This window comes from Rathayibacter sp. PhB127 (assembly GCF_003751665.1).
In the GTDB taxonomy this organism is placed as follows: domain Bacteria; phylum Actinomycetota; class Actinomycetes; order Actinomycetales; family Microbacteriaceae; genus Rathayibacter; species Rathayibacter festucae.
In genome coordinates, this window is sequence record NZ_RKHW01000001.1 from 1,360,748 (window position 1) to 1,386,600 (window position 25,853).

Sequence of the window (25,853 nt, forward strand, 5' to 3'; positions counted from 1 at the left end):
TGACAGAAATGATAGGTGTCTTCATATTGAGGGCATATGGCAAAAGCGGTACAACGACTAATCAAAATCTCGGCAGACACCGATGGCAATGGACCGTCCAGCATTCACCTCATGAGCGCCGGCCACTGGCACACGCCGTGGCACGGAGCGTTCGAGATGACGAGCGACGATCTTGCTGACATGGTCACGAACTTCGAGGCCGGCGTAGGCCTCGTCGCGGAGAACAAGAACCGCGCACCGCTGAACTACGGCCACGACATGGGCGGCAAGGCCGCAGCGTGGATCACTGGCCTGTTCCTCGAGAACGACGGCACCGAGCTGTGGGGGAGCGTCAAGTGGACACGAGAGGGCGCTCGCTCTCTCAAGGAGGAGGAGTACGCCTACATCTCGCCTGAGTGGAACCCGCGGGACTTTCCGTGGGAGAACCCTGAGGTCGAGGGTGAGTTCGTCGACAACGTCTTCACCGGCGCGGCACTCACCAACATCCCATTATTCAAGAAGCTGAAACCCGTCATGGCGTCTCGCGATGCTGGCGGCAGCGATAAACACAACGAAGGAGCATCTATGGATTTAGCCACACTACGTGCCAAGAAGGCAGACGAGTTGACCGACGAGGAGAAAGCATTCCTCGCAGAGCACAAGACGGAACTCACCGACGACGAGCGCACAGCGTTCGGCCTCGTCGAAGAGACAGCCGACGAAAAAGAAGCACGTGAAGCTGCTGAGAAGGCTGACGCTGACGCGAAAGCGGAAGCTGACCGCAAGGCCGCTGAAGACGCGAAGGGCGTCCAGGCGAGCGCTCACGGGCTCACTGCGTCACAGATCGCTCAGCTACAGGCTGACGCGAAGGCTGGCCGCGAGGCACAGCAAGAGCTGCTGAAGACACTCCTCACAGCGTCCGTCACGGCGCACATCGAGCGCGGCGCCATCAAGAGCGATCAGCTCGACAGCGCGGTGTCTCTGCTCATGGCGTCCAGCGACGCACAGCGAACAGCGCTGAGCACGTTCCTCGACGCGCTCCCTGCCAACAAGCTCATCGCCTCGGCACCGAGCGGTGACGGCGGCGAAGCGGAAGAGGTCGAGTTGACCGACGAGGACAAGAGCCTCGGTAGCGACTTCGGCAACACGCCGGAAGAGATCGCTGAGTACAAGAAAAAAGAAGCAGCCGCAGCGGCTGGTAAATAGGAAGGATCAAGTACATGGCTAACTTAACAGCATCACGTCCAGACCAACGACAAGAAGGCGTCCTCGTTGATGTTCCTCTCGCTGCGTCTACCAAGGTGTTCGCCGGAAGCAACGTAAACTATAACGCGGCAGGCTTCGCCAAGAAAGCATTTGACACGGCCGGCGAAGTGTTCGCTGGCGTCGCGATGGAGACCAAGGACAGCGCAGGCACCCAGGACGTCGACAAATACGTCCGCGTCTGGAAAGAGGGCGTGTTCTCGATGAACTGTGCTGGCGCGACTCAAGCATGGGTCGGCCAACTGGTGCACAGCGTCGACGACAACCTCGTCGCCCTGGCTGCAACCACTACCAACGACGTTGTCGTGGGTCGAGTCGTTCAGTTCGTATCAGCAACTGAAGTGCGCGTAAAAATCTAAGGCCTAGGAAAGGAATCCACTAGATGACAGTTATCACCCAAGAGTTTCTGAAATCGTTGAACACGAACATCAACGTGACATGGCAGAAACGCTACGAGACCGCACCGAACGCGGACTTGTGGAAGAAGATCGCAATGCCGGTGCACAGCAAGAACACCAGCGAGAAGTACGCGTGGCTCGGCAATGTGCCTGGACTGCGTGAGTTCAAGTCAGAGCGCATCCCTGGCACACTCAGCAAGTTCGAATATGAGATCACGAACAAGAAGTACGAATCGACACTCGACGTCGACCGTGACGCACTTGAGGACGACCAGACCGGTCAGATCATGATCGCGCTCAGCACGATGGCGACCAAGGCTGGAAAGCACTACACCCGCCTCGTCTCAAGCGCCTTCGACCTCGCGTTCAGCACGCTGATCTTTGACGGCCAGAACTTCTTCGACGCGAACCACGCTGGGGGAGGCAACTACCTCGGCGCCGGGAAGGACTTGAACGTCGCCAACCTCGACGCTGCTGAGCTCCTGCTTGCTGCGATGAAGGACGACCAGGACGAAGTGCTCGGCTACCAGGGCACAGCTCTCATCGTTGGTCCCGCTCTCGTGGCTGCGGCAAACAAGCTCGTGAAGAGCAAGACGATCGTCGAAGGCGGTGCTGCTGTCGACAACCCGTACTACGGCCGCTACGAAGTGATCGTGCTGCCACACCTCGGTGCGACGAGCAAGAAGTGGGCAGTCGCCAACCTCGGCGAAGGGCTCATGCCGTTCATCCTGCAGATCCGCGTGGCGATCAGCTTGCTCGCGAAGACCGACATAAACAGCGACCGCGCGTTCGACAAGGACATCTTCACTTGGGGAACACGCGCACGTCACAACGCCGGCTACGGCAACCACCGGCTCATCGTTGGCGCGGTAGCGAGCTAGGAGGCTGACCATGGCTGACACTAACTACAAGGTCACGCTCCCGTGGAACTTCCCGTACGAACAGCGCATCCGTGCTGGTGTCACGGTGACGAAAGCGTACGGCTACGAAGGTCCGCTGACCGACGAGCAGGTCACCGAGATCACCGAAGACGGCCAGTTCGTCATCGAGGCAATCGAGGAGCAGGTCACGAAGCCGCTCACGAAGGCTGAGCTGCTCGCGCAGGCGGAGGCCGATGGGCTGACGCTCGACGTCACGATCGACAACAAGCGCGACGAGATCGTTGCGGCGATCGAGGCAGCGACGCAGGACTAGGACTTGTCCGGATCGGAATTGGGAGCATCCTCATCGAGGGTGCTCTCTTTTGTTTCCGCTTGAGAGGAAGCCGCTTTCAGTCGTTCTTGCATCTTTCTAATGCTTTCACGAATGGGTGAGTTCTCCTCTGGCTTCTCCACAGCATCCCCGATGAGTTGCATTACGGTCGTGATGGATTTCTCCACTTGGTCACTGATCACGTCAGTCTTGACGCCATATTTGACGGGTTTCGCGCCGCGATCGATGCGAACTTGGTTGCGGAAATCGTTGGTGCTGTCCGTGAGCCTGCCGAGAAGGTCCTTAATTTCTTGATTGGTGAAGATGGGCAGTGCGAGAGCAGTTGTAGCAGTTAGAAAAGTCTGAGTTGTCTTTGACTCGATAGTTCTCCGGGGGGCTTCGATTTGAAATGATTCAACCGCCGCTTTGAAGGCGTCGAGACGAGGGGGCATCTGTTTTCCGTAGACTAAGAGATACTCGGCGTCATTTCGACTTAGCCGCTTGATGGCAATCTCGCGAATCCCACTCGATGCCACAAGGAGTTTTGTGCTCGCGTTGAGTAAGTCGTCCCTCTCGCGCGACTTCAGCGCCCGCGTCTCCTTCGCCTTTTCATTGATTCTCGAACCGACGAGTGTAAGTAGGGTTCCGAGAACAGCGAAGCCGCCCGCTAAGCCTGCTACGAAAAACCATGGCGCAGTTGTCGTCGTGAACTCGAGCATTTGCATTCCTTCCTGACTCATCTGACCTTGAGAGCGGATCGAATCTCACTGCGAAATGCTGAGAGGAGAATTGCACGGCGTTCAATGAAGTCCGATGGTAATTCACTATGGTCCTGTCGGACGCTGTCGACATACTGAAGGAAACGTAGCGCCTCGGAGTGAACCGATGTTGGAGCAATCAGGGCAAGGTCGTCCGCTGCGGCATGGGCCGCACGAAGGCTTTGAGCGATCTCAATTTGCTTTTTTGGTTGGTTGGCGGTGTATTCGTCCGCGCCCATGCTTAGCCAATCTTCGCGCATTGAGTCGACGGAAAGCAATCCATCGGTCGCCGCCACGATCGATCGCCTGAAGTCAGTAGCCGTAAGCAGTATGTTGTTGGTCCACCGTATCGAGTCCTCCCGCCGTGCTTTTGCACTTTCGTTAACGCGATTGAATACGAATCCTAGAATTGCGCCCAGAATGAGAAACGAGCCAGCTACGACTGGAACACCCCACCATGGAGCAAGCCCGGCTGTCGCTACCATGTCCGCGAGGTCGGCTTCGGGCGAACGAACCGACGTATTGACCACGGCGCTACCTAATACGATGCTGACCCCATACATTACCGCGTTCCTTAACCGTGACCATCTCACGAACAGGGTCGATGATCTTTACCCTGCGAGTCTGCCATTCGTCCACACTGGCCTGCACGGAAGCGGTGCCGTTACTAATATATTTCTGGACCTCCAGATAGCAGTCTTGTGCATTTTTGCGTATGCTTATGTTGGCAACGAGCGATAGTTGCGTTCCTGCTGCCTTCAGGTCCTTCATGGCGTTATCCACGAGAACCTTCGATGCAGCTTCGTTTGCCAGATCACCACCGTGGGGCGGCGTGTTGGAGAGTAATCGGACAGATTCAAAATCTCTCTGTGCGAGAATAGTTTTTTCAGCTGAATCTATGAATTTTCCGGCACGGATGATGGTTTCGCTGTGCCAGCGCTGCTTATCTTCCCGCTTTTCTTTGCGGCGTTCCGAGTAGTGTGTCGGAAGAAAACCGATCGCCGCTCCGATTGCGAGGGTTACAATTGTCGTGAGTACATCGCTGTACCACGGATCTCCCGCCGCTTCGACCATTTTGATCAAGATTGGATCGGTCCCGTCGGATGGTACGTCTAGTTGAATTCGGAATAGATCGAGTTGCAATGTCTATCCTTACGTGTCTCATTATGGTTCATTAAAACTAAGAATGTTTGATAGTCACAAGAACCTCGCTCAGTCTCTCCTGGCCGCTGTGCCAGTCGATCGCACGACGGGCACGGGCTTCAAGGTGTCGCCAGGCGACGCTCAGCTCTTCGCTCCCAACATGCCTGTGACCCTAGCGCCGTACGGCAAGGACCCGAGCTACGACAACGCGGAAATCGCATACGTCACCTCAGTCGACGGCGACTCCCTCGTCATCGCCCGTGGGACAGAGGGATCAATCCCGAAGAGGGTCGAGGTGGGATGGGTGATCGCGGGCACCGTCACGGCGGGCACGCTCGAGGCGATCGAGGACGCCGTGCTGACGAAGGCGGACCAGACCTACGTCGACGAGCTCGTTGACGGGCTCGATCTACGCGGCGACGTGCGCACCGTGGCCGGCCGCACAGGCAACGTCGTCCTCTCCAAGGCGGACGTCGGCCTCAACCTGGTCGACAACACGTCTGATGCAGCGAAGCCCGTCTCGGCGGCCACACAGACGGCTCTGGACGCGAAGTACAACGCCAGCAACCCGGCTGGCTTCGTTGACGCGTCCCAGGCTGCTGCGTCCGCACCCGTTCAGTCGGTCGCGGGCAGGCAGGGCGCCGTCACCCTCGCGAAGGGTGACGTGGGGCTCGGCAACGTGGACAACACAAGCGATGCGAGCAAGCCGGTATCAACGGCGACGAGCATCGCGCTCGCGACGAAGGTCGACAAGGTGGACGGGCTCGCACTGAGTAGTAACGACTACACCGGGACCGAGAAGACGAAGCTCGCAGGGATCGCCTCGGGAGCGACGGCCAACGCCGCGGACGCGAGCCTCCGGGATCGCGCGACGCACACTGGGACCCAGGCCGTTTCGACGGTGCTCGGGCTTCAGACGGCGCTGGACGCGAAGTTACAGGTAGGTGGTGACATCGGGGGCACGCCGTCTCTACCGAAGGCGAAAGTGAGGATGTACCTCACGGTTTCGCGAGTTTCGGGATCTGTCGCTGACTATATCTGTGATGGGGTTGCCGACGATATACAGATTCAGCAGGCCATCGACGCAGTTGCTTCTGCTGGTGGAGGCACAATATTTCTGCGCTCTGGTCTTTATCGCATTGCCGCCCCTTTGGTCTTTCCATTCGATGCTAAGGTGCGAATCGTTGGGGAGAAGTTTGTTAAGGGTGCAACTGGTGGAGTGACACTCAAAACATCTGCCAGTGTCGCGTTGACCGATATGATTGTGGTCTCCGCGCCAGCGAACCCGACCACTAATGCCGGCCTCACTCATGATAACGGGATTGAACAGCTGACGCTCGATGGTAATAGCACCACCACTAACCTGATATCCTTGATCAACGCCGACTACTTCACGATCGGTCATGTGCGTCTAATCTTGTCCACAAATGCAATCAGGGCAGTATGGGATTCGACCACAGACCCGAACTCGCCTACCATTGCTGGTGGGATCCGCGTCAACGATTGTCTTATTTCGGCTAATTCCGGCGTCGGTATCGATCTTCAGTATCAGACGCAGTGCTGGATTACCAATACCTGGTTCACGGGATCAGGTGTCGCAACCTGGATCAACTTCAAGTCGTCCAACAAAATTCACGTTTCAAACTGCGAGTTCAACACCGCGACCACGGCGCTGAGGTTCCAGGACACGGCGACGTTCCCGACCAATGACATCACAATCAACGATTCGGTTTTCGCGGGCGGTAAAGCCTGGACGGAGGAACGGACGAACTCGCTCAGCAACCGCGTTGCCCTAGTCGGAAACTCTGTTACCGGCGGTGTCGCCGACACCCTCATCGGCTCGGACAACGTGATCCTCAACTCCAACGGAGGCAAGATCAAGACGCTGGAGGTGACAGGTGCCCTCGCTACCGCCGTCACCGCTCGCTCCTCCGCCACCACCCTCGACGCCACACACTGCTCCGTCGAGCTGAACACGACCGCAACCCAAACGCTGCCCGCCCTCGCGACCTGCCAGGGCCGCATGTACGAGTTCGTGAACATCAACGCCGGCGCTGCGACCATCAAGGGCAACGGCGCCGAGCTGATCGGCAACGTGACGACGGCCAACACCTACACGTTGCCGTCCGGTGCCGCCGTGACGCTGAAGGCGTTCCCGAGCGCTTGGAGGGTCGTCTAGCCCGCTACGGTGAGCGCATGGATGAGTGGTGGGGCGGTCTAGTCAACTGGCAGGACTGGCAGTGGGGGAGTGCGGCTGAGTGGGTCACAGGCTTACTGACTTTCGTTACCGTTCTTGTCGCCGCGCTCACATTCTTTCACCAGCGCTCCTCGGAGCACCGGAGCCATGCAAAGTTTATGAAGATCGGCTGGGATGTCGGTATTGGCGACCCCGAACTATTCGGGCTGTTGGCGCCTGAAGTCATCCGATTGAAGAACGTGTCGGGTCTGCCGTTCGTCGACGTAGCGCTGTTCTTCGTTCCAGAGAAAACAGTGCTCGAAATGTCAACGCTCGACTGGAAAGAATAGGTTGAGCACATACAGAAGCTATATCGATCGAAGGGCAATCATGGTCTGTCCCTACGCGGTCGCTATCGAGTAACTCGAGCATTTAAGTCGGCGAAGCCAGAATTTGCTCGTTTTAAAGTAGGTGAACTTGGTCCGATGGCTGAGCGAGAAGTCACGGTCACGTTTCCTGTCGGCCAGTCGCAACGCATCTACGTTTCTTTTGAGGATGGGGCCGGGGCGAAGTGGCTCTACGATAGTTTGAGTGGCAAACGGCTCTCGGAGCGGCGTCGAAAGCATGTCCTACTACACTCAAGAGATGACATTGCTTTCCAAGCCATGATGACTCCGCTTAAGCGGACGCGGCGTGGTTTGACAAGTGTTATTCTTGGATTTCTACTCACGGGTAGTTTGAAAAGACGACCAGGGGTAATAGTGCAGGACGCGAAGGAGGTGTCGGCCTAACCGCCATGAACACTTCGAGCTCAGTCACCTTCGCTATCAAACGCCGTGCGCGCTCTCGCGGCGACTCTCTTCTCCCGCATCGCCTCCCAGTACGGACCATCGTGCGCGAACACGTCGTTCAGCGGCGGCATCAGGTCGCGCACGATTAGCCGCTCATGCGTCCCGGGCTCCGGCGTCTCGTGCCACGTCACGTTGAGGTTGTTCGCCATCCAGAAGCTGAGCAACGAGTCGCCCTCCGCCGTGAGCCCGAACTTCTGACCTGGCCCAGGCACGATCTGATCGCGTAGCTCCAGCTCCTCGACGAGCAGCGCGACGAGCGACCGCCGCAGCGTGGACATGCGCGTCGTCTTGAGGTGCATCTCCGAGCCGCGAACAGCAAGCGTCGTCCTGGCGATGCCGACGTAGAGCGGCCGGCTCGTCACGACGGCGGGGAAGCCCGGGGGCCAGAAGGGCGTCAGCGCTCCGTGGAGGTCCCACCAGGCGTAGAGGCCGGGGGAGTGCACATCACGTAGCGCCTCAGGAAGCGTCGGGGTCGCGCTCAGGAGAGCGTCACGCTCGTCGGTCCAGTCCATGCGCTGAGCGTAGGGCGGTCGCCGCTACGGTAGGCGGATGGACGAGCTTCTGGCGGGTTTCGGCAAGCTGCTTGGCACGTTGCAGTTGGGTTCAATCGCCGAATGGGTGGCAGGCGTCATCGCCGCGGTTGCGTTGCTGGTTGCGATTGTGACCCAACGGCGACAGCAGGATGAGGCGGCACGAGCGGAGTCGATGCTTCTTCGAGTCGGTTACACGACCAAAATGAGTTCAGAGACAACAACCCAGCAGCATTACATCAAGCTGACGAGCAACTCCGAAAAGTTCATGAGAGAGGTTTCGATTGTCGGCTGGAGTCCAATGCCGCAGATTGGTCTGTTCAAGCGAACCGACACTCGACCGGTGGAGATGCTTCCCTACGCGGAGAACAAGCTCTATGGATTCCGCAATGATCGATACTTTAGGATCTATGTCGGTGACGTCGCGCCTGGCGAGATCGTGCAACTCGGCTTCGACGCTCCTCGCGAGAGCGCACCGATCTTCGTCGTTTATTACGACGACTATCGCGGTACGTCGTGGGAATACGACACGTCGGTGTCCCGTCGTCGCAAAGCGCGCTGGCTATATCGCAAGCGTTAGATGGTCAGTCGGTATGAGGTTGCAAAACAGATGGAACTTCCCTATAAGTAGTGTGAGATATGACTATTCACTGGGCTGCACTGCTTCCAAGCGAGAAAACGACATGATGGGTTCTTTCGCCTTCGGCTCGTTCAGCTTCGCGTTCTATCGTCGCATCACCGCCGCGCGTGCTCTCGCAGAGCGCACGCTCAGCATCACCCTGCTCCGAGACACGCCCGCGCTAACCGTAATCAGGTCCTCGTGACCGAAGGCACCACATGGCAACAACCCTCAAGATCCAGTCATTCGTCGAAAGCAACATCCGGGAACGTGGAGAGCTAGCCGCTGCAGCTCCAGCCGGAGCAACGTCGCTCACGGTCCGCAGCACCGAAGGCTTTTTGCCCGGGCACATCATCTACGTCGGAGCGCTCAGTCGTGAGGGCTGCGAGCGCGTGGTCATCGCCAGCGCTACTGATCCGACCGTGCTCACCCTGCTCACCCCGCTCACGCTGAACCACTCGCAGTTCGAGCCGGTGACGTCCGTCGTGGGCGACCTGATCCACATCTACCGTGCGGCGAACATCGACGGCTCCGTGCCGGCCGACGACTTCTTCACTGTCCTCGCCACGCGAAACATCGATCCTGACCAGCTCTCGAGCTATTACACGGACGCGGGCGGCTCCAGTGCGTTCTGGTAACGATCGACCTACTACAACGCCACTACGAACGACGAGACGGCCTTGTCCAACTCGGAACCCGTGCGCGGTGATGACTTTGGCCACTACGCGACCATCGCGGCGATCCGCAGCGAGGCAGGGTTTGGCCAGGCTCACAACCTCAGTGACCTCGACGTCGACCAGCAGCGGCGCGCTTCGAGCCTGGGATCGCTTCCCCGATAGGAATGTGAGGGCGTCCCGGCAGGTTCGCTGTGTCGAGTCGCGGGCACGGCGCTGCGGAGCACGATCGCGATTGAGGCCGGGTCCTCTCCACAGGTCACCCATTTCTCTTCTGTCCCCAGATCTACGATCGGCGCCTCATCGTCGCGCCTGTCTCGTGGACCCTTCCCCCGGGAGGTTCTGCATGGACAAGGACGAGTTGGGCCGTCGCGGCGAGGAGATCGCTGCGGCGCACCTGAGGGAGCGCGGTTTCGAGATTCTCGACCGCAATTGGCGGGTGCGGGAGGGGGAGTTGGACATCGTGGCGCGGGAGGGTGCGGCGCTGGTGGTGGTGGAGGTGAAGACGCGGTCCTCGACGCGGTTCGGGTTGCCGATCGAGGCGATCACGCGGGTGAAGGCGCAGCGGCTGCGGCGGTTGGCGTACGCGTGGGCGCGGGAGCACGACGAGCGGTCGCGGCATCTGCGGATCGATGCGGTCGGGATCGTGGCGCCAGAGGGTGTGCCGTCGCAGGTGCGGCACGTGCGGGCGGTGGCGTGATGGGGCTGGGGCGGACGTCCGCGGTCGGTCTGGTCGGCTTCACGGGTGCCGTGGTGGGTGTGGAGGCGCATTCGGCGGACGGCACTCCGGGGATGGTGATCATCGGGCTGCCGGATGCGGCGCTGTCGCAGGCGAAGGAGCGGGTGCGGTCGGCGGCGATCAACTCGGGCAGCGGGATCGCGGAGTACAAGATGACGGTGAACCTGTCGCCGGCGGCGATGCCCAAGCACGGGTCCGCGTTCGATCTCGCGATCGGGCTCGCGGCGCTGGCGGCGCTGGGGGAGGTGAACCGGGAGTCGGTCGCGGCGGTCGTGCACATCGGCGAGCTCGGGCTCGACGGGCGACTGCAATCGGTGCCGGGCGTGCTGCCCGCGGTGCTCGCCGCAGCCCGAGCCGGCCGATACAGGGTGATGGTGCCCGAGGACGACCGGCTCGAAGCGGAGCTCGTCGAGGGAGTGGACGTGATCGCGGTCTCCTCGCTCGCGGCGGCCGCAGTCTGGCACGGGGCCGAGTGGGACGTGCCGGTCCTGCCGGAGCGCTCCGCCCCGCCTCCTCCTGCCGTTCGTGAACCGGAGTCGCGGCTCGACTTCGCGGACGTGATCGGCAACGAGGAGGCGGCGTCCGCGATGGTCGCCGCGGCGGCGGGCGGTCACCACGTGTTCCTCCTCGGTCCGCCCGGAGCCGGGAAGACGATGCTCGCCTCGCGGTTGCCCGGGATCCTGCCGGATCTCGACGACGAGGCGGCACTCGAGGCGACCTGCATGCGCTCGCTCGTCGGCGAGCACACCGGCGGGACCCTCGTCCGCCGTCCGCCGTTCGAGAGCCCGCACCACTCCGCCTCCGCAGCAGCGATCGTGGGCGGAGGCAGCGGGAGGATCCGCCCGGGAGCCGTCGCCCGCGCGACTCGCGGGGTCCTCTTCCTGGACGAGGCTCCGGAGTTCTCGGCCGTCGCCCTCGACGCGCTGCGGCAGCCGCTCGAGTCGGGCGTGATCCGCATCCACCGCGCGAACGTGATGGCGGAGTTCCCGGCCCGCGTGCAGCTGGTGCTCGCGGCGAACCCGTGCCCTTGCGGGCGCCACGGCATCCGGGGCGAGATCTGCTCGTGCTCCCCGCCGGTGCGGCGCCGCTACCTGGCACGGTTGAGCGGTCCGCTGCTCGACCGCGTCGACATCCGGCTGACGGTCCGGCGCATCGGCGCGGCACAGCTCGCCGTCCGTCGAGACGAGCCGGGGCTCTCGACGGCGCAGGCTCGCGCGCGAGTGGTCGCCGCGCGGGCCCGCGCTCGGGCGCGCTTGGCCGGCACACCGTGGTCGGTGAACGCCGAGGTCGACGGCACGTGGCTCCGCGCGAGCCCACAGCGCCCGACCGCCCGGGAGTCGGGCACCCTCGACCTGGCCCTGGAGCGCGGTCTTGTGACGATGCGCGGCTACGACCGCGTGCTGCGACTCGCGTGGACGCTCGCCGACCTCGACGAGGTCGACCGCCCCGCTGCGAGCCACCTGGCCCGCGCTCTGATTCTGCGGGGAGCGGGCTCGTGACGGCCGTCGCCGAGCTCTTCGATCGGACCGAGACGCGGCTCGCACGGCGGCTCCTTCCCGAGGACAGCGAGTCGGATCCGGCGGAGGCGCTCGCGCGCGCGGCGTGGTCCTCTCTCGCCGAGCCGGGCGACGCGGTGGCCGGCACACTGATCGAGCGATTCGGCGCCGGCGGCGCGCTCGCGAAGGTGGTGGGGACGGCGTCCGCCGGGGAGATCCTCGCGGAAGTGGCGGCGACCGACCTGCGCCGGAGGGGGGCCGGATCCACGGATGACGCTGCCGCGGAGACCGGCCGCTCCGAGAACTCGTTCGACTCGTCAGGCGACGGAGAGAGCGACGGGGACGATTCCCGCAGCGGAACGAGAGTCCTCGCCGCAGGCTTGGCGCGCTGGCGTCCCCGGGTCGACAGGGCCCTGCTCCTCCGCCGCCTGGAGATCGCGCACCGTCTCGACGCGCGCCTGCTGCTGCCGGGATGCGACGGCTGGCCGCAGCCGCTCGCCGATCTGGGGGACCACGCGCCGTTCGCGCTGTGGAGCCGCGGCGACCCGATCGCCCTCGCCGCTCCGTATCGCCTGGCCGTCGTCGGGGCCCGCGCGGCGACCGGCTACGGCGAGCACGTCGCCGCGGACCTCGCCGCCGGAACCGCCGAGCGCGGCGTCCTCGTCGTCTCCGGAGCCGCCTTCGGGATCGACGCGGTCGCGCACAAGGCCGCCCTCGGTGCGGGTGGCAGCACGGTCGCCTTCCTCGCCGGCGGCTCCGACCGGCTCTACCCGACGGCGCACACCGACCTCCTGCATCGCGTGATCGCGACGCCCGGCTGCTCGGTGGTGACGGAGGTGCCGCCGGGTACGACGCCGACGCGCTGGCGCTTTCTGCAGCGCAACAGGCTGATCGCCGCAACGACCGCGGCCACGGTCGTCGTGGAGGCGGGAGCCCGCTCCGGGTCGTTGAACACCGCCGGCCACGCGGCGGCGCTCGGGCGACCGCTCGGTGCAGTGCCGGGCCCGGTGACGAGCGCCTCCTCGGCGGGCTGCCATCGGCTTCTCCGGGAGTACGCCGCGACCTGCGTGACGTCGGCTCCGGAGGTCGTCGAGCTGCTCGGCATGTCCGCGGTACTCGCTGCTGCACCGGAAGTCTCACGGGCGGCGTCGCGCGTCCTGGACGTCCTCCGCTCGGACGGTGCGCACGAGACCGAGGCGCTCGCGCAGCGCTCCGGCCTGTCCGTCCCCGAGACGCTCGACCTGCTCGGGACCTGCCTCGCGACAGGGCTCGTCCAGCGCGACGCGGAGGGGAGGTGGAGGGCAGCCGCATGAGAAGCGGGTGAGGGGAGGCGACGGTCCGACGCAGGAGAACCGGGTGATGTTCCGCCCCGTTCCTCGCCGCCCGGCGGGGCATCCGGTCCTCAACGGCCCCGGAAGGCGACCGATTCGCGGCAGGAGGTTCTTCCGGTCGCGCGAGGCACGGGGGAGTGGCCCCGCTTGATCCACGGCGAAGCAACCCGTCCGGAGCATCCCGAGCGCACGGGCTGCCGCCGAGCCGACGAGGCGCTGTCGGCGGTGCGCCCTACGCTGTCGAACAAGCAGCGAGGGGAGCCGCATGGGCGACGAGACGACGACGAGGACGCAGCCGGAGCATCCGCAGCTCGGGCACTTCCGGGCCGCCGACCGGGTGGTCGCCCATCTCAGCGACACGCACTTCCTCGCGGAGGGCGCCCCGCTCTACGGGCGCGTCGACACCGTCTCCCGGCTCGAGCAGGCCGTCGCGCGGCTCGTGGAGCGCGGCGGTCGGCTCGACGCGATCCTCATCACCGGGGACGTCGCCGACCGCGGCGAGGAGGACGCCTACCGGCGGGTGAAGGACGTCCTCGATCCCGTCGGCGAGCGCTTCGACTGCCCGATCGTCTGGGTGATGGGCAACCACGACGAGCGCGGCGCGTTCCGCCGGGTGCTCCTCGACCAGGAGCCGGGCGACGTGTCCAGCGATGCCCCGATCGACCAGGTCGTCGACCTCGGCGGGCTGCGGCTCATCGCGCTCGACAGTGCGGTGCCCGGCTACCACCACGGCGCGCTCACCGGCGAGCAGCTCGAGGCGCTCCGAGCCGAGCTCGCGACGCCGGCCCCGTTCGGCACGATCCTCGCGCTGCACCACCCGCCGCTGCCGACGCCGCTCGGAGCGATGACCGTGCTCGAGCTCCGCGGGATGGACCGGCTCGAGGAGGTGGTGCGCGGGACGGACGTGCGCGCGATCCTCGGCGGGCACCTGCACTACCCGACGGCCGCGACCTTCGCCGGCGCCCCCGTCTTCGTCGCCGGAGCGACCAGCTACACGATGGACCTCGGCGCCCCGGAGCGCGAGCTCGCCGGCATCGACGGAGCGCAGAGCTTCTCGCTCGTCCACGTCCACCCGGAGACCGTGGTCACCTCGCTTGTCCCGAGCGCGACCGCGCCGATCGCCACTCGCTTCGGCACCGACCTGATCGAGAAGCTCGAGAGCCTCGACGAGCGGGGCCGCATCGACCTGTGGTCGCGGATGCCGGGCACCGATGGCTGACCTCCCGTCCGCAGGCCTGCCCTCGCGCGGTGAGCCGCTGGCCGGTGCCGTCGAGGACTTCCTCCGCTACGTCCTCGACGAGCGCTCCCTCTCACCCGCCACGGCCCGCGGTTACCGCGCGGACCTCTCGACGCTGATCGACTTCGCCGCAGGCAGGAAGCAGCCGATGCTCGCCCAGTTCGACCTCGAGCTGCTGCGCGACTGGCTCTGGCACGAGTCGCAGACCGGCGTCGCCCGGGCGACGCTCGCCCGGCGGACCGCGGCCGTCCGCTCCTTCTCGTCCTGGGCGCAGCGCTCCGAGCGCCTGCCGATCGACGTCGCCGCGCGCCTGCGCACCCCGAAGGGCGGGCGGGCGCTGCCGCGCGTGCTCACCGAGCCGCAGACCGAGCACCTGATCGACGTGGTCGCGGCGCGCGGGGCGACCGAGGACCCGGTGGCCCTGCGCGACCTCGCGATCGTCGAACTGCTCTACGCCTCCGGCATCCGCGTCTCCGAGCTCGTCGCGATCGACGTCGGCGACCTCGACCTGAGCCGGCTCACTGTGCTCGTCACCGGCAAGGGGAGCAAGCAGCGCGTCGTGCCGTTCGGCGTGCCCGCGAAGGAGGCGCTCATCGCCTACCTGGAGAAGGCCCGTCCGCAGCTGCTCCCGGACGCGGAGCCCAGCGCGACCGGGACGAGCACCCCGGCCCTCCTCCTCGGCCGTCGCGGCGCCCGCCTCACCCCGCGCACCGTCTACGGCGTCGTCGCCCGGCTCCTCGACGGCGGCCAAGGCTCCGGCCCGTCCGGCCCGCACACCCTCCGGCACACCGCGGCGACGCACCTGCTCGACGGGGGAGCGGACCTCCGCGCCGTCCAGGAGCTGCTCGGCCACGCGAGCCTCGGCACCACGCAGATCTACACCCACGTCTCGACCGAGCGGATCCGCGAGGCCTACCGCCTCGCCCACCCGCGCGCCTGAGCGCGCCGCACTCACCACCGCCTGCTCCGTATCGGTGACCGCTCCTGCGTCCACTCCATCCATCGGGAGCAGCACCGCGCGCGGGATCCCGCCGAAGAACCGCATCGGGTTCACGTACTCCCCGTCCTCGCGCACCCCGAGGTGCACGCACGAGCCGTCGCAGTGCCCGCCCGCGCCCACGGTGCCGATGACGTCCCCGGCGCGGACCTCCTGACCCTCCGCGACGGACGGCTCCACCGGCTCCACGCTCGACACCAGCCCACCGGCGTGCGCGATGCTGACCACGCTCCGGTCGACCACCCGCCCCGCGAAGGACACCCGCCCGTCCGCGACGGCCCGGACCGGAGACCCCGCCGTGGCGGCGAGGTCGATCCCGCGATGCCCCGCGGCGTAGCGATGCGCGGGCGCCCGCCACGGCTCGACGACGGAGAACCCGTCCACCGGCGGGGTCCAGAGCATCGGCGCGAGCAGGGCGAGCACCAGGAACACGCCCGGGCGGAGGAGGAGAGGTGCAACCATGCGGACACCTTCCTCCTCGCTCGCGTCGCGCGGGCGGCCGGCCGCGCGACCGGGGGAGAAGACGCTCGCAGGGTGGGCTGTGGAGGAGAACGACGTCGACCCCGCTGCGCAACCCGGCCCGGGACATTGGCAGGCGGGAGTAACGTGCCTGTGATCCGGAGCGGGCGCGGAGACACCGCACCCACCGGCGGCGAGAATCGGAGACGACCATGACCAGCGGACGATCTGACACCATCCCGAACCCCTCGGCGGCGAAACTGAAGAGGAAGGTGATCGGTCTCGCCATCGCGGCGGCGGTCGGCGGCTTCCTCTTCGGCTTCGACTCGTCCGTGGTCAACGGAGCGGTCGAGGCGGTGCAGGGCGAGTTCGAGCTGTCGGCCGCGCTGATCGGCTTCGCCGTCGCGTCGGCCCTCCTCGGCTGCGCGGTCGGCGCCTACCTCGCCGGTCGCCTCGCGGACCGCTGGGGCCGCATCAAGGTCATGCTGCTCGGCGCAGGCCTCTTCTTCATCTCCTCGATCGGCGCGGGCGCGGCCTTCGCCGTCTGGGACCTCGTCCTCTGGCGCGTCGTCGGCGGCCTGGGCATCGGCATCGCCTCGGTGATCGCCCCCACCTACATCTCCGAGATCGCGCCCAAGGCGATCCGCGGTGCGCTCGCGTCGCTGCAGCAGCTCGCGATCACGCTCGGCATCTTCGCCGCACTGCTCTCGGACACCGTCATCGCCGAGGGCGCGGGCGGCGCGTCCGAGCCGTACTGGTTCGGCGTCGCGGCCTGGCGCTGGATGTTCATCGCCTGCGCCGTCCCCGCCGTGATCTACGGCCTGCTCGCCCTGACGCTGCCGGAGTCACCGCGCTACCTGGCCACGCGGGGTCGCTCGCAGGACGCGCGCAAGGTCCTCGCGACGGTCACCCCGCGCGACGAGGTGGACGAGGCGCTGGCCGACATCCAGAAGAAGATCGACGAGGACGCCGAGAACGCCCAGCGATCGAGCCTGCGCGGTCCGGCGCTCGGTCTGTTGCCGGTGGTCTGGGTCGGCATCCTGCTCTCGGTGTTCCAGCAGTTCGTCGGCATCAACGTGATCTTCTACTACTCGACCTCGCTCTGGAGCGCGGTCGGCTTCGACGAGTCGAACTCGTTCGCCATCTCGGTCTTCACCTCGGTGGTGAACGTCGTGGTCACCTTCGTCGCGATCTTCCTGGTCGACAAGGTCGGCCGGAAGCCGCTGCTGCTCGTCGGCTCCGCCGGCATGGCGATCTCGCTCGGACTGATGGCGCTCGCGTTCAGCCAGTCGACGATCAGCGGCGAGGACGTCTCGCTGCCCGGCGCCTGGGGCCCGATCGCCCTCGTCTCGGCCAACGCCTTCGTCGTCTTCTTCGGTGCGACCTGGGGCCCGCTGGTCTGGGTGCTGCTCGGCGAGATCTTCCCGAACCGGATCCGCGCCGCCGCCCTGGGCCTCGCTGCCTCGGCGCAGTGGATCGCCAACTTCGCCATCACGGTGACGTTCCCGATCCTGTCGCAGGACGTCTCGCTGACCCTCGCCTACGGCCTCTACGCGGCGTTCGCGCTGATCTCGTTCTTCTTCGTCTTCCTGTTCGTGCCCGAGACCAAGGGCCGCTCGCTGGAGGAGATGGACACCCTGCACATCCGCACCGTGATGAAGTCCGCGCGCAAGTAGCGCCGGGCCTCGCCTCGCTCCGAGCTTCGGCGCGCGATCACGCCTCCGGCTCGTGGAATCCCAGCTGTTCTGCGAGCCGGAGGCGTTTCCGCGTGCCGGAGCCGCGTGGCTGAGCTGCGCGGCGGACTTCGGGCTCGTGATTTCGGCTCGGGCTCGTCGAATCGGAGATTCTCCGCGTGCCGGAGGTGGTTCTGCGTGCCGGAGGTGGGCAGCGGGACCCCGGGCTCGTGATCTCGGCTCTGGCTCGTGGGATCGGGCGGTTTCCGCGTGCCGGAGGCGTTTCCACGTGCCGGAGGTGGTCGGCAGCCGGGCGGCGGACGCGCGGGCAGCGCCCCGCGGGGGAGGCGGCCGTCCTGGTGCTAGTCTTCTCGGAGCACCTCGCTCGTCGGGGTGACTACGCGCGCCCATTCGGCCAACGCTCCCCACGGTCCCCTTCGCCCAGTGCGAGGAGGGCGGGAGTGCGCCGGGCGCCAGGGCGACGTGCCGACCGGCCGTCGCGGACAACCGAACGGGAGTTCGGCGCCGTCGTGCGCCCGAGCCCCAGAGAAGGAGAACGACTCATGGCAGTCGTCACCATGCGCCAGCTGCTCGACAGCGGCGTCCACTTCGGGCACCAGACCCGTCGCTGGAACCCGAAGATGAAGCGCTTCATCCTGACCGAGCGCTCGGGCAGCTACATCATCGACCTCCAGCAGTCGCTGGCCTACATCGACAAGACCTACGACTTCGTCAAGGAGACGGTCGCCCACGGCGGCACCATCCTCTTCGTCGGCACGAAGAAGCAGGCGCAGAACGCGATCTCCGAGCAGGCGACCCGCGTCGGCCAGCCCTACGTCAACCAGCGCTGGCTCGGTGGCCTCCTCACCAACTTCCAGACGGTCTCCAAGCGCCTCGCGCGCATGAAGGAGCTCGAGGAGCTCGACTTCGACGACACGTCGAAGAGCGGCTTCACGAAGAAGGAGCTCCTCATCAAGAAGCGGGAGCTCGACAAGTTGCACAAGTCGCTCGGCGGCATCCGCAACCTCTCGAAGACGCCGTCGGCCCTGTGGGTCGTCGACACCAAGAAGGAGCACCTCGCGATCGACGAGGCCAAGAAGCTGGGCATCCCGGTCATCGGCATCCTCGACACGAACTGCGACCCGGACGAGGTCCAGTACCCGATCCCGGGCAACGACGACGCGATCCGCTCGGTGAGCCTGCTCACCCGCATCGTCGCCGACGCCGCCGCCGAGGGCCTCATCCAGCGTCACCAGAAGCCCGAGGCCGAGGGCAACGTCTCCGCCGTCGAGCCGCTGGCCGAGTGGGAGAAGGAGCTGCTCACCACGAGTGACGACTCCGCCGCCGCGACCGACGCCCCGGCGTCCGACGTCCAGGAGCCCGCCGAGCAGGCCGGTGCCGAGACCGAGAAGGTCGCCGACGCCGAGCTCGCGACCGCTGACGAGGCCGTCGCCGAGGCCGAGGCGCCCGCCGAGGCCGACTCGACCACCGAGTCCGCGACCGACGAGACCCCCGCGTCCGTCTGACACCCGCACTGAGCCGGGGGTCGGACGGGACGCGAGAGCGCCCGGCCGACCCCCGCTCATTCGGTGCACGTTCACCACGAAGCAGAACCGCCGACACCCCGGCGTGATGGAGTCCTCGACACCGAGGCCCGTCGCCGCGGGACCGGCAGACCACGACGTCCTGGCGGGCGCAGGTGCTCGAAGAAGCACCGCGCCGACCGGACACAACAGAGGAGTTCGCAGAACTATGGCTAATTTCAGCCTCGCTGACGTCAAGACGCTGCGCGAGCAGCTCGGAACCGGCATGGTCGACACCAAGAACGCGCTCGTCGAGGCCGACGGCGACCTGGACAAGGCGGTCGAGATCCTCCGCCTCAAGGGCGCCAAGGGCAACGCGAAGCGCGCCGACCGCTCCACGAGCGAGGGCCTCGTCGCCGCCGCCGAGAAGGACGGCGTCGCCACCCTGATCGAGCTCGCCTGCGAGACCGACTTCGTCGCCAAGGGCACCAAGTTCATCGCCCTGTCCGAGGGCGTGCTGGACGCGGTCGTCGGCGCCGGCGCCACCACCGTCGAGGAGGCCCTCGCGGCCCCCGCCGGCGACAAGACCGTCGCCGACCTCATCAACGACGAGGCCGCGATCCTCGGCGAGAAGGTCGAGCTCCGTCGCGTCGCCACCGTCTCCGGCGAGCACTTCGCCGTCTACCTGCACAAGACCAACAAGGACCTGCCCCCGCAGGTCGGCGTGGTCCTGGGCTACTCGGGAGACGACGCGGAGACCGCCCGCTCGATCGCGCAGCACATCTCGTTCGCCAACCCCTCCTACCTGTCGCGCGAGGACGTGCCGCAGTCGGAGGTCGACAACGAGCGCCGCATCGTCGAGGAGATCTCGCGCGGCGAGGGCAAGCCCGAGGCCGCCCTGCCGAAGATCATCGAGGGTCGCGTCAACGCGTACTTCAAGCAGGTCGCGCTGCTCGACCAGGACTACGCCAAGGACAACAAGCTGTCCATCAGCAAGGTCGTGGCGGACGCCGGTCTGACCGTGTCGGGCTTCGCCCGCTTCAAGGTCGGCGCGTAGCACGCACAGCGAGGGGAGTCCGGGTCGTTCAGTCGACCCGGACTCCCTTCGCTCTGCCCGGGGGAGGCGCCCGGGCGTGGTCGCGGGGCGTCCCCCGCGCGGGATAGGTTTGTACGGGTCTACGGGAGGAAACGTCCATGACGGAGACGGATGCGAAGACGACGGGCAAGCGCCGCAGGGTGCTGCTGAAGCTGTCGGGGGAGGCGTTCGGAGCCGGCACTCTCGGGGTGAACCCGGACGTGATCAGCGCACTGGCGCGCGAGATCGCCGACGCCGCGACCGAGGTCGAGATCTCGGTGGTCGTCGGCGGCGGCAACTTCTTCCGCGGGGCCGAGCTCTCGCAGCGCGGCATGGACCGCGGCCGCGCGGACTACATGGGCATGCTCGGCACGGTGATGAACGCCCTCGCCCTGCAGGACTTCCTCGAGCAGGCCGGCGCGGAGACGCGCGTGCAGTCCGCGATCGCGATGACGCAGGTCGCCGAGCCCTACATCCCCCGCCGGGCGATCCGGCACATGGAGAAGGGCCGCGTCGTGATCTTCGGCGCGGGCGCCGGCCTGCCCTACTTCTCCACCGACACCGTCGCCGCGCAGCGCGCGCTCGAGACGCACGCCGACGTCGTGCTCGTCGCGAAGAACGGCGTCGACGGGGTCTACGACGCCGACCCGCGGACCAACCCGGACGCGAAGAAGCTCGATACCCTCACCTACCAGGAGGCGCTGCAGCGCGGTCTCAAGGTCGTCGACTCGACCGCCTTCAGCCTCTGCATGGACAACGGCATGCCGATGCAGGTCTTCGGGATGGAGCCGGCCGGCAACGTCGCGCGGGCCATCCGGGGCACCCGGCTCGGCACCCTCGTCTCCAACTAGGGCGCCCCCGCCCCGAACTAGACTGACCACTTCCCTCTCTTAAGGAGCCCCCTGTGATCTCGGATGTACTCGCCGACGCGACCGTCAAGATGGACAAGGCCGTCGGAGTCGCCAAGGAGGACTTCTCCACGGTGCGCACCGGTCGGGCCAACCCCGGCCTGTTCCAGAAGGTGCTGGTGAGCTACTACGGCACGCCCACCCCGCTCTCGCAGCTCGCATCGCTGCAGAACATCGAGGCGCGCACGCTGCTGGTCACCCCCTACGACAAGGGCGCCCTGCGCGACATCGAGCAGGCCATCCGGGACATGCCGAACCTCGGCGCCAACCCGACGAACGACGGCTCGGTCATCCGGATCAACCTCCCCGAGCTCACCGCCGAGCGCCGCAAGGAGTTCGTGAAGATCGTGCGCACCAAGGCGGAGGACGCGAAGATCGCCGTCCGCAACATCCGCCGCAGCGCGAAGAGCGACCTCGACGCGCTCAAGGGCGACATCGGCGACGACGAGCTCTCGCGCGGCGAGAAGGAGCTCGAGGCCCTGACCAAGCAGCACGTGGACGCCATCGACGAGGCGCTCAAGCGCAAGGAATCCGAACTGCTCGAGGTGTAGTGCCGTGCCCGTGAACCCCGAGGATCCCGAGCGCAGCGACGACGCTCCGGCGCCGCACGTTCCGGGCGCCCGGGGTTCGCGCATGGTCACGCGCGACGCCCTGCGCGCGCGGGCCCAGCAGGGCCGGGCCGACGTCGAGCGACAGCTCGAGGCGACCCGTGCCCAGCTCGAGGCGACGAACGAGCGCCTGACCGCGCGCTCGGGCCGGAACCTCGTCTCCGCGACCGTCATCGGTCTCATCGGCGGCGGCGCGATGGTGGTCAGCCTGCTGGTTGTCAAAGAGCTCTTCATGGTGCTGGCCGGCGCCCTCGTGCTGCTGGCGGCACTCGAGCTGTCGAACGCACTGCGTCACGCCGGGCGCGACATCCCGCGCATCCCCACCGGCGTCGTCGCCGTCGTCGCCGTCCCCGCGGCGTACTACGGCGGGATGCAGGCCGCCTGGTTCGCCGTGCTGGGCGGCTCGGCGCTGGTCGCGCTCTGGCGGCTGGGGGAGCAGCTCCTCCGCCGGACGAGGTCGACCGGTCGCGAGCTCCTGCTCGACGTCGGGCTCGGCGCGTTCGTGCAGATCTACGTCACGTTCCTCGGCGCCTTCGCCATCCGCCTCGTCGCGGAGGAGGGCGGTCAGCTCTGGGCGCTGTCCTTCCTGATCCTCGTGATCGTCGTCGACACCGGCGCCTACGTCAGCGGTCTCACCTGGGGCAAGCACCCGATGGCACCGCGGATCAGCCCGAAGAAGACCTGGGAGGGCTTCGCGGGAGCGGCGGTCGCGGGCGTCGTCGTCGGCGTGCTCCTCGCGCTCCTGCTGCTCGGCCAGCCCTGGTGGGTCGGCGCCGTGTTCGGCGCGGTCGTCCTGCTGACGGCGACGCTGGGCGATCTCGCCGAGTCGCTGATCAAGCGCGACATCGGCATCAAGGACATGAGCTCGTGGCTTCCGGGCCACGGCGGCTTCCTCGACCGGCTCGACTCGATCCTCCCGTCGGCCGCCGCGGCCTACGTGCTCTACTTCGTCTTCGCGCACTGACCTCGGGCGCGGGACCGCGCATCGGCTGAGCGCGCGGACTCCGTCCCCTCGCAACGCGGTCGACGCGCCGATTCCCGTGCCGGGCCGCCGTCTTGGCAGAATGACGGGATGAACGCTCCCTTCCCCCGCGCCCGCGAGTCCCGGCCCGGCTACGACACGGACGAGGTCGACTCCTTCCTCGCCTCGGCCAGGGACGCCTACGCCCAGCTCTCGGGTGGTCCGGCCGACCTGCGCGCGGTGGATCTGCGGCACACCGCCTTCTCGCTGAAGAAGGGCGGCTACTCGGCGCCGCACGTCGACGCCGCGCTGGAGCGCCTCGAGGACGCCTTCGCGGTGCGCGAGCGCCAGTACGCGATCGCGGCGCAGGGCGAGGAGGCCTGGCTCCGGAACGCCCGCGAGACCGCGCAGGAGATCGTGAACCGCCTGGCGCGGCCCGCGCGTGAGCGCTTCACCCGCGCCGGCGTGCTGACCACCGGCTACAACATCCGCCAGGTCGACGCCTTCTCGGACCGCGTCTCCGGCTACTTCCGGGACGGCTCCGTGCTGACCGTGGACGACGTGCGGACGGTGTCGTTCGCCCCGCAGCGCGGCGGCTACTCCGAGCCGCAGGTGGACCTCGTGCTCGACGCCGTGGTCGACGTGATGCTGGCGGTGCGCTGAGCGGTCGGCCCCGCACTGGCGGATCGAGAGGTCCTCCGTTATGCTTTCGTGATCGTGGGTATGCATCAGAGAACGTCCGTCGCGCAGCCACCCGTCTCCCGATCCTCGGTCGAGACCTCGAAGCGCCCGGCGGCCCGTCGGTCCCGGACCCGTCTCCCGCTGGCGTTCCTCGCCTTCGCCGCCTCCATCGGCTTCGTCGCCGTCAGCGCGGTCGACCCGTCCAGCGGCGCCGTCGCGTCGCCCTTCTACCAGGCCCCGGAGCGCTTCAACGGCGACCCGGCCCAGCGCCTCGTCGTCGCCGAGGCCGCCGTCGAGCGAACCGTCCAGCGCGACACCTTCGACGCGCAGGCCAAGCCGACCCCCACGCCGACTCCGACGCCGACCCCCACTCCGACGAGGTCGAAGCAGGCCGTCGTCGAGGAGGACGAGGAGGAGGAGTCGGCCGCCGCGGCGCCCGTCGCCCGCTCTGCCGCCCCGGACCCCGGCTCGGCGAAGGCCCTCGCCTACGACCAGATCGTGCAGCGCGGCTGGGCCGACAGCGAGTACGACTGCCTCGTGCTGCTGTGGAACCGCGAGTCCGGCTGGAACGTCTACGCCGAGAACAAGTCGAGCGGTGCCTACGGCATCCCGCAGGCGCTCCCCGGCAGCAAGATGGCGACGGTCGGCGGCGACTGGCAGACCAACGCCAACACCCAGATCACCTGGGGCCTCGGCTACATCTCCGGGCGCTACGGCTCGCCGTGCGGTGCCTGGGCGCACTCGGAGAGCGTCGGCTGGTACTGATCCCCGCCGCCGTCCGTCCTCGGGGCGGTCGGCCCGCCCGATAGCCTGAGAGCGTGGATTACGCGCTGCTCGGGGTCGTCGGGATCATCACCGTCGTCACCGTCGCGCGCTTCTCGAGCCGGCTCGGAGTCGCGGCGCCGCTGCTGCTCGTCGTCATCGGCATCGGCGCGTCATACCTCCCCGGCGTCCCCGAGATCGAGGTCGAGCCGGAGCTGATCCTCGCCGGGGTCCTGCCTCCGCTGCTGTACTCCGCGGCGATCCAGGTTCCGCTCGCCGACTTCCGGCGGAATCTGCGCTCGATCTTCGGGCTGTCGGTGCTGCTCGTCGTCGTCACGGCGCTCGTCGTCGGCTTCTTCCTCTACATGCTGCTGCCGGACCTCAGCCTCCCGGCCGCCATCGCGCTCGGCGCCGTGGTCAGTCCGACCGATGCGGTCGCGGCCACCTCGATCGGCAAGAAGCTCGGCCTGCCGCCCCGGCTCGTGACCGTGCTCGAGGGCGAGAGCCTCGTCAACGACGCGTCGGCGCTCGTGCTGCTGCGCGCCGCCACGGCCGCGACCGCGGTGGTGGGCGCCTCCGTCTCGAGCGACGCCATCGACATCGGCGAGGTCGGCGTGCTCTTCGTGTACTCGGTCGTGATGGCCGTCGTCCTCGGGCTGGTGATGGGCGTGCTGACCGTCTTCGTGCGCTCGAAGCTGCGCGACCCGGTGCTGGACACCGCGGTCTCGTTCGCGGTGCCCTTCCTCGCCTACATCCCGGCGGAGGAGCTCGGCGCCTCGGGTGTCCTCGCGGTGGTCGTCACCGGCATCTACACCGGGCACAACAGCGCGCGGTTCCTCAGCCCGCAGTCGCGGATCAGCGAGCGCGTCAACTGGCGGACGGCGCAGTTCCTGCTGGAGAACGGCGTGTTCCTCCTGATGGGCGCCGAGATCAAGGCGATCGTCGGGGACATCGAGCCGGGCGGCGTCGGCGTCGACACCGCGGTCCTCCTCGGGCTCGCGACGGTCGTGATCCTGATCGTGCTGCGCACCCTCTTCGTCTGGCCGCTGCTGCTCTGGCTGCGCGGCTCGGGCCGGCGGGCGGAGCGGATCAACCGCCGGCTCGCGGTCGGGGTGATGCGCCTGCGCAACAGCGCCAGCAGCGACGAGCGTTTCGTCCGCCGCCGGCAGCGGGCGGAGCGGCTGTACCAGCGGCGGGAGACGGACCTCGCGGCGACGACCAGCGAGGCGTTCGGCTGGCGCGGCGGGGTCATCCTCTCCTGGTCCGGGATGCGCGGCGTGGTCACGCTCGCGGCCGCGCAGTCCCTGCCGCAGGAGACTCCGTACCGCTCGCAGCTGATCCTGATCGCCTTCACCGTGGCCGTGGTCACCCTGCTGCTGCAGGGCGCGACGCTGCCGGCGCTCATCCGGGTCACGGGCATCCAGGGGAGCGACGGCGACGCCGACCGCCGCGAGCTGGCCACGCTGCTCGACGAGGTCGCCTCGACCGGCATCCAGGCGCTGCCGGAGGCGGTCGAGGACCTGCCGGCCGGCAGTGTCGGCGAACGGGTTCTGGAGCGGGTCCGCCGGGACACGCTGACGCGCTCGCAGGTCGCGTGGGAGCAGGTGGAGCGCGAGGCCGACGGCCCGCTGGGCCCCCAGGGGCAGTATCTGCACCTGCGTCGGGCGGTGCTGAGCGCCGAGCGCGAGGCACTGCTGGAGGCGCGCGGTCGCGGGGTCTACTCCTCGCGGATCCTGCGGCGGGCGCAGCTGATGCTCGACGCCGAGGAGACGCGGCTCGAGATGGACGACTCCTCGCACTGACCCGCCCGGACGGGACAGC

26 protein-coding genes and 1 pseudogene are annotated in these 25,853 nt (G+C 66.9%); 22 read left to right on the forward strand and 5 right to left on the reverse strand.

Annotated elements, in window-relative coordinates; genetic code table 11:
- The first annotated feature begins 111 nt into the window (after positions 1–111).
- From EDF22_RS06560 to EDF22_RS06575, 4 genes are read left to right on the forward strand one after another with little or no spacing between them, the layout of a single operon-like run.
- Positions 112–1,185 (forward strand): phage protease, encoded by a 1,074-nt coding sequence (locus EDF22_RS06560; RefSeq protein ID WP_185038771.1) that lies wholly within the window; start codon positions 112–114, stop codon positions 1,183–1,185.
- 14 nt (positions 1,186–1,199) lie between these two features.
- A complete protein-coding gene (locus tag EDF22_RS20440; RefSeq protein WP_148059132.1) occupies positions 1,200–1,601 on the forward strand; it encodes a hypothetical protein in 402 nt (133 codons plus the stop codon).
- A 23-nt stretch (positions 1,602–1,624) separates the two neighbouring features.
- Entirely contained in the window at positions 1,625–2,521 is an 897-nt protein-coding gene (locus EDF22_RS06570; RefSeq protein WP_123703348.1) for a Mu-like prophage major head subunit gpT family protein, read from the forward strand.
- Between the two features lie 10 nt (positions 2,522–2,531).
- Positions 2,532–2,834: a hypothetical protein gene (locus EDF22_RS06575; protein WP_123703350.1), complete on the forward strand. Its 303-nt coding sequence runs from the start codon at positions 2,532–2,534 to the stop codon at positions 2,832–2,834.
- Here the strand turns inward: EDF22_RS06575 and EDF22_RS20445 are convergent.
- The 3 genes from EDF22_RS20445 to EDF22_RS20455 are packed head-to-tail and all read right to left on the reverse strand — an operon-like array spanning position 2,831 to position 4,663.
- Positions 2,831–3,550 carry a hypothetical protein gene (locus EDF22_RS20445; protein WP_148059133.1) on the reverse strand — a complete coding sequence of 240 codons (720 nt, stop codon included), beginning with the start codon at positions 3,548–3,550 and terminating at the stop codon, positions 2,831–2,833. The genes EDF22_RS06575 and EDF22_RS20445 overlap by 4 nt on opposite strands.
- Before the next feature lie 17 nt (positions 3,551–3,567).
- The gene (locus tag EDF22_RS20450; protein WP_148059134.1) at positions 3,568–4,152 is read right to left on the reverse strand and encodes a hypothetical protein; all 585 of its coding nucleotides are present in this window, start codon (positions 4,150–4,152) and stop codon (positions 3,568–3,570) included.
- Positions 4,124–4,663 carry a hypothetical protein gene (locus EDF22_RS20455; protein ID WP_185038774.1) on the reverse strand — a complete coding sequence of 180 codons (540 nt, stop codon included), beginning with the start codon at positions 4,661–4,663 and terminating at the stop codon, positions 4,124–4,126. The genes EDF22_RS20450 and EDF22_RS20455 overlap by 29 nt, the downstream gene beginning before the upstream one ends.
- Positions 4,664–4,775: 112 nt before the next feature.
- Between EDF22_RS20455 and EDF22_RS06580 the strand changes: the two genes are divergently transcribed.
- Complete coding sequence (locus EDF22_RS06580; protein WP_123703352.1) at positions 4,776–6,911, forward strand: right-handed parallel beta-helix repeat-containing protein; 2,136 nt, start codon at positions 4,776–4,778, stop codon at positions 6,909–6,911.
- Positions 6,912–6,928: 17 nt separating this feature from the next.
- The gene (locus EDF22_RS06585; protein ID WP_123703354.1) at positions 6,929–7,258 is read left to right on the forward strand and encodes a hypothetical protein; all 330 of its coding nucleotides are present in this window, start codon (positions 6,929–6,931) and stop codon (positions 7,256–7,258) included.
- Positions 7,259–7,719: 461 nt separating this feature from the next.
- On the opposite strand, the gene EDF22_RS06590 is transcribed toward EDF22_RS06585, so the two are convergent.
- Positions 7,720–8,271, reverse strand: coding sequence for a GIY-YIG nuclease family protein (locus EDF22_RS06590; protein WP_123703356.1), 552 nt, complete (start codon positions 8,269–8,271; stop codon positions 7,720–7,722).
- 37 nt (positions 8,272–8,308) lie between these two features.
- On the opposite strand from EDF22_RS06590, the gene EDF22_RS06595 reads away from it, so the two are divergent.
- The 7 genes from EDF22_RS06595 to EDF22_RS06625 all read left to right on the forward strand — a co-directional run bounded on the left by EDF22_RS06595 (position 8,309) and on the right by EDF22_RS06625 (position 15,325).
- Entirely contained in the window at positions 8,309–8,869 is a 561-nt protein-coding gene (locus EDF22_RS06595; protein ID WP_123703358.1) for a hypothetical protein, read from the forward strand.
- A 257-nt stretch (positions 8,870–9,126) separates the two neighbouring features.
- A complete protein-coding gene (locus EDF22_RS06600; protein ID WP_148059136.1) occupies positions 9,127–9,546 on the forward strand; it encodes a hypothetical protein in 420 nt (139 codons plus the stop codon).
- A 382-nt stretch (positions 9,547–9,928) separates the two neighbouring features.
- Positions 9,929–10,282: a YraN family protein gene (locus EDF22_RS06605; RefSeq protein WP_123704773.1), complete on the forward strand. Its 354-nt coding sequence runs from the start codon at positions 9,929–9,931 to the stop codon at positions 10,280–10,282.
- Complete coding sequence (locus tag EDF22_RS06610; RefSeq protein ID WP_123703362.1) at positions 10,282–11,820, forward strand: YifB family Mg chelatase-like AAA ATPase; 1,539 nt, start codon at positions 10,282–10,284, stop codon at positions 11,818–11,820. The genes EDF22_RS06605 and EDF22_RS06610 overlap by 1 nt, the downstream gene beginning before the upstream one ends.
- Positions 11,817–13,130 carry a DNA-processing protein DprA gene (gene dprA, locus EDF22_RS06615; RefSeq protein WP_260303325.1) on the forward strand — a complete coding sequence of 438 codons (1,314 nt, stop codon included), beginning with the start codon at positions 11,817–11,819 and terminating at the stop codon, positions 13,128–13,130. The genes EDF22_RS06610 and dprA overlap by 4 nt, the downstream gene beginning before the upstream one ends.
- A gap of 283 nt (positions 13,131–13,413) precedes the next feature.
- Positions 13,414–14,367, forward strand: a complete 954-nt coding sequence (locus EDF22_RS06620) for a phosphodiesterase (RefSeq protein ID WP_123703364.1) — start codon at positions 13,414–13,416, stop codon at positions 14,365–14,367.
- Positions 14,360–15,325 carry a tyrosine recombinase XerC gene (locus EDF22_RS06625; RefSeq protein ID WP_123703366.1) on the forward strand — a complete coding sequence of 322 codons (966 nt, stop codon included), beginning with the start codon at positions 14,360–14,362 and terminating at the stop codon, positions 15,323–15,325. Before EDF22_RS06620 ends, EDF22_RS06625 begins: the two co-directional genes overlap by 8 nt.
- 117 nt (positions 15,326–15,442) lie before the next feature.
- On the opposite strand, the pseudogene EDF22_RS06630 reads toward EDF22_RS06625, so the two are convergent.
- A pseudogene (locus tag EDF22_RS06630) lies at positions 15,443–15,844 on the reverse strand (murein hydrolase activator EnvC family protein); the annotation flags it as partial.
- Positions 15,845–16,053: 209 nt separating this feature from the next.
- Here EDF22_RS06630 and EDF22_RS06635 point away from each other — a divergent pair.
- The 9 genes from EDF22_RS06635 to EDF22_RS06675 all read left to right on the forward strand — a co-directional run bounded on the left by EDF22_RS06635 (position 16,054) and on the right by EDF22_RS06675 (position 25,834).
- Entirely contained in the window at positions 16,054–17,517 is a 1,464-nt protein-coding gene (locus EDF22_RS06635; protein WP_123445729.1) for a sugar porter family MFS transporter, read from the forward strand.
- 560 nt (positions 17,518–18,077) lie between these two features.
- Positions 18,078–19,040 (forward strand): 30S ribosomal protein S2, encoded by a 963-nt coding sequence (gene rpsB, locus EDF22_RS06640; RefSeq protein WP_123445730.1) that lies wholly within the window; start codon positions 18,078–18,080, stop codon positions 19,038–19,040.
- Positions 19,041–19,266: 226 nt separating this feature from the next.
- Positions 19,267–20,094 carry a translation elongation factor Ts gene (gene tsf / locus EDF22_RS06645; protein ID WP_123703368.1) on the forward strand — a complete coding sequence of 276 codons (828 nt, stop codon included), beginning with the start codon at positions 19,267–19,269 and terminating at the stop codon, positions 20,092–20,094.
- A 137-nt stretch (positions 20,095–20,231) separates the two neighbouring features.
- Positions 20,232–20,963, forward strand: coding sequence for a UMP kinase (pyrH, locus tag EDF22_RS06650; protein WP_123445732.1), 732 nt, complete (start codon positions 20,232–20,234; stop codon positions 20,961–20,963).
- A gap of 53 nt (positions 20,964–21,016) precedes the next feature.
- Positions 21,017–21,571 carry a ribosome recycling factor gene (gene frr, locus EDF22_RS06655; protein WP_123445733.1) on the forward strand — a complete coding sequence of 185 codons (555 nt, stop codon included), beginning with the start codon at positions 21,017–21,019 and terminating at the stop codon, positions 21,569–21,571.
- 82 nt (positions 21,572–21,653) lie between these two features.
- Entirely contained in the window at positions 21,654–22,592 is a 939-nt protein-coding gene (locus EDF22_RS06660) for a phosphatidate cytidylyltransferase (protein WP_123704777.1), read from the forward strand.
- A 108-nt stretch (positions 22,593–22,700) separates the two neighbouring features.
- Positions 22,701–23,252, forward strand: a complete 552-nt coding sequence (locus tag EDF22_RS06665; RefSeq protein WP_123703370.1) for a DivIVA domain-containing protein — start codon at positions 22,701–22,703, stop codon at positions 23,250–23,252.
- 60 nt (positions 23,253–23,312) lie between these two features.
- Positions 23,313–24,035: a lytic transglycosylase domain-containing protein gene (locus tag EDF22_RS06670; protein WP_123703372.1), complete on the forward strand. Its 723-nt coding sequence runs from the start codon at positions 23,313–23,315 to the stop codon at positions 24,033–24,035.
- A gap of 53 nt (positions 24,036–24,088) precedes the next feature.
- A complete protein-coding gene (locus EDF22_RS06675) occupies positions 24,089–25,834 on the forward strand; it encodes a sodium:proton antiporter (RefSeq protein WP_123703374.1) in 1,746 nt (581 codons plus the stop codon).
- Positions 25,835–25,853: the final 19 nt, after the last annotated feature.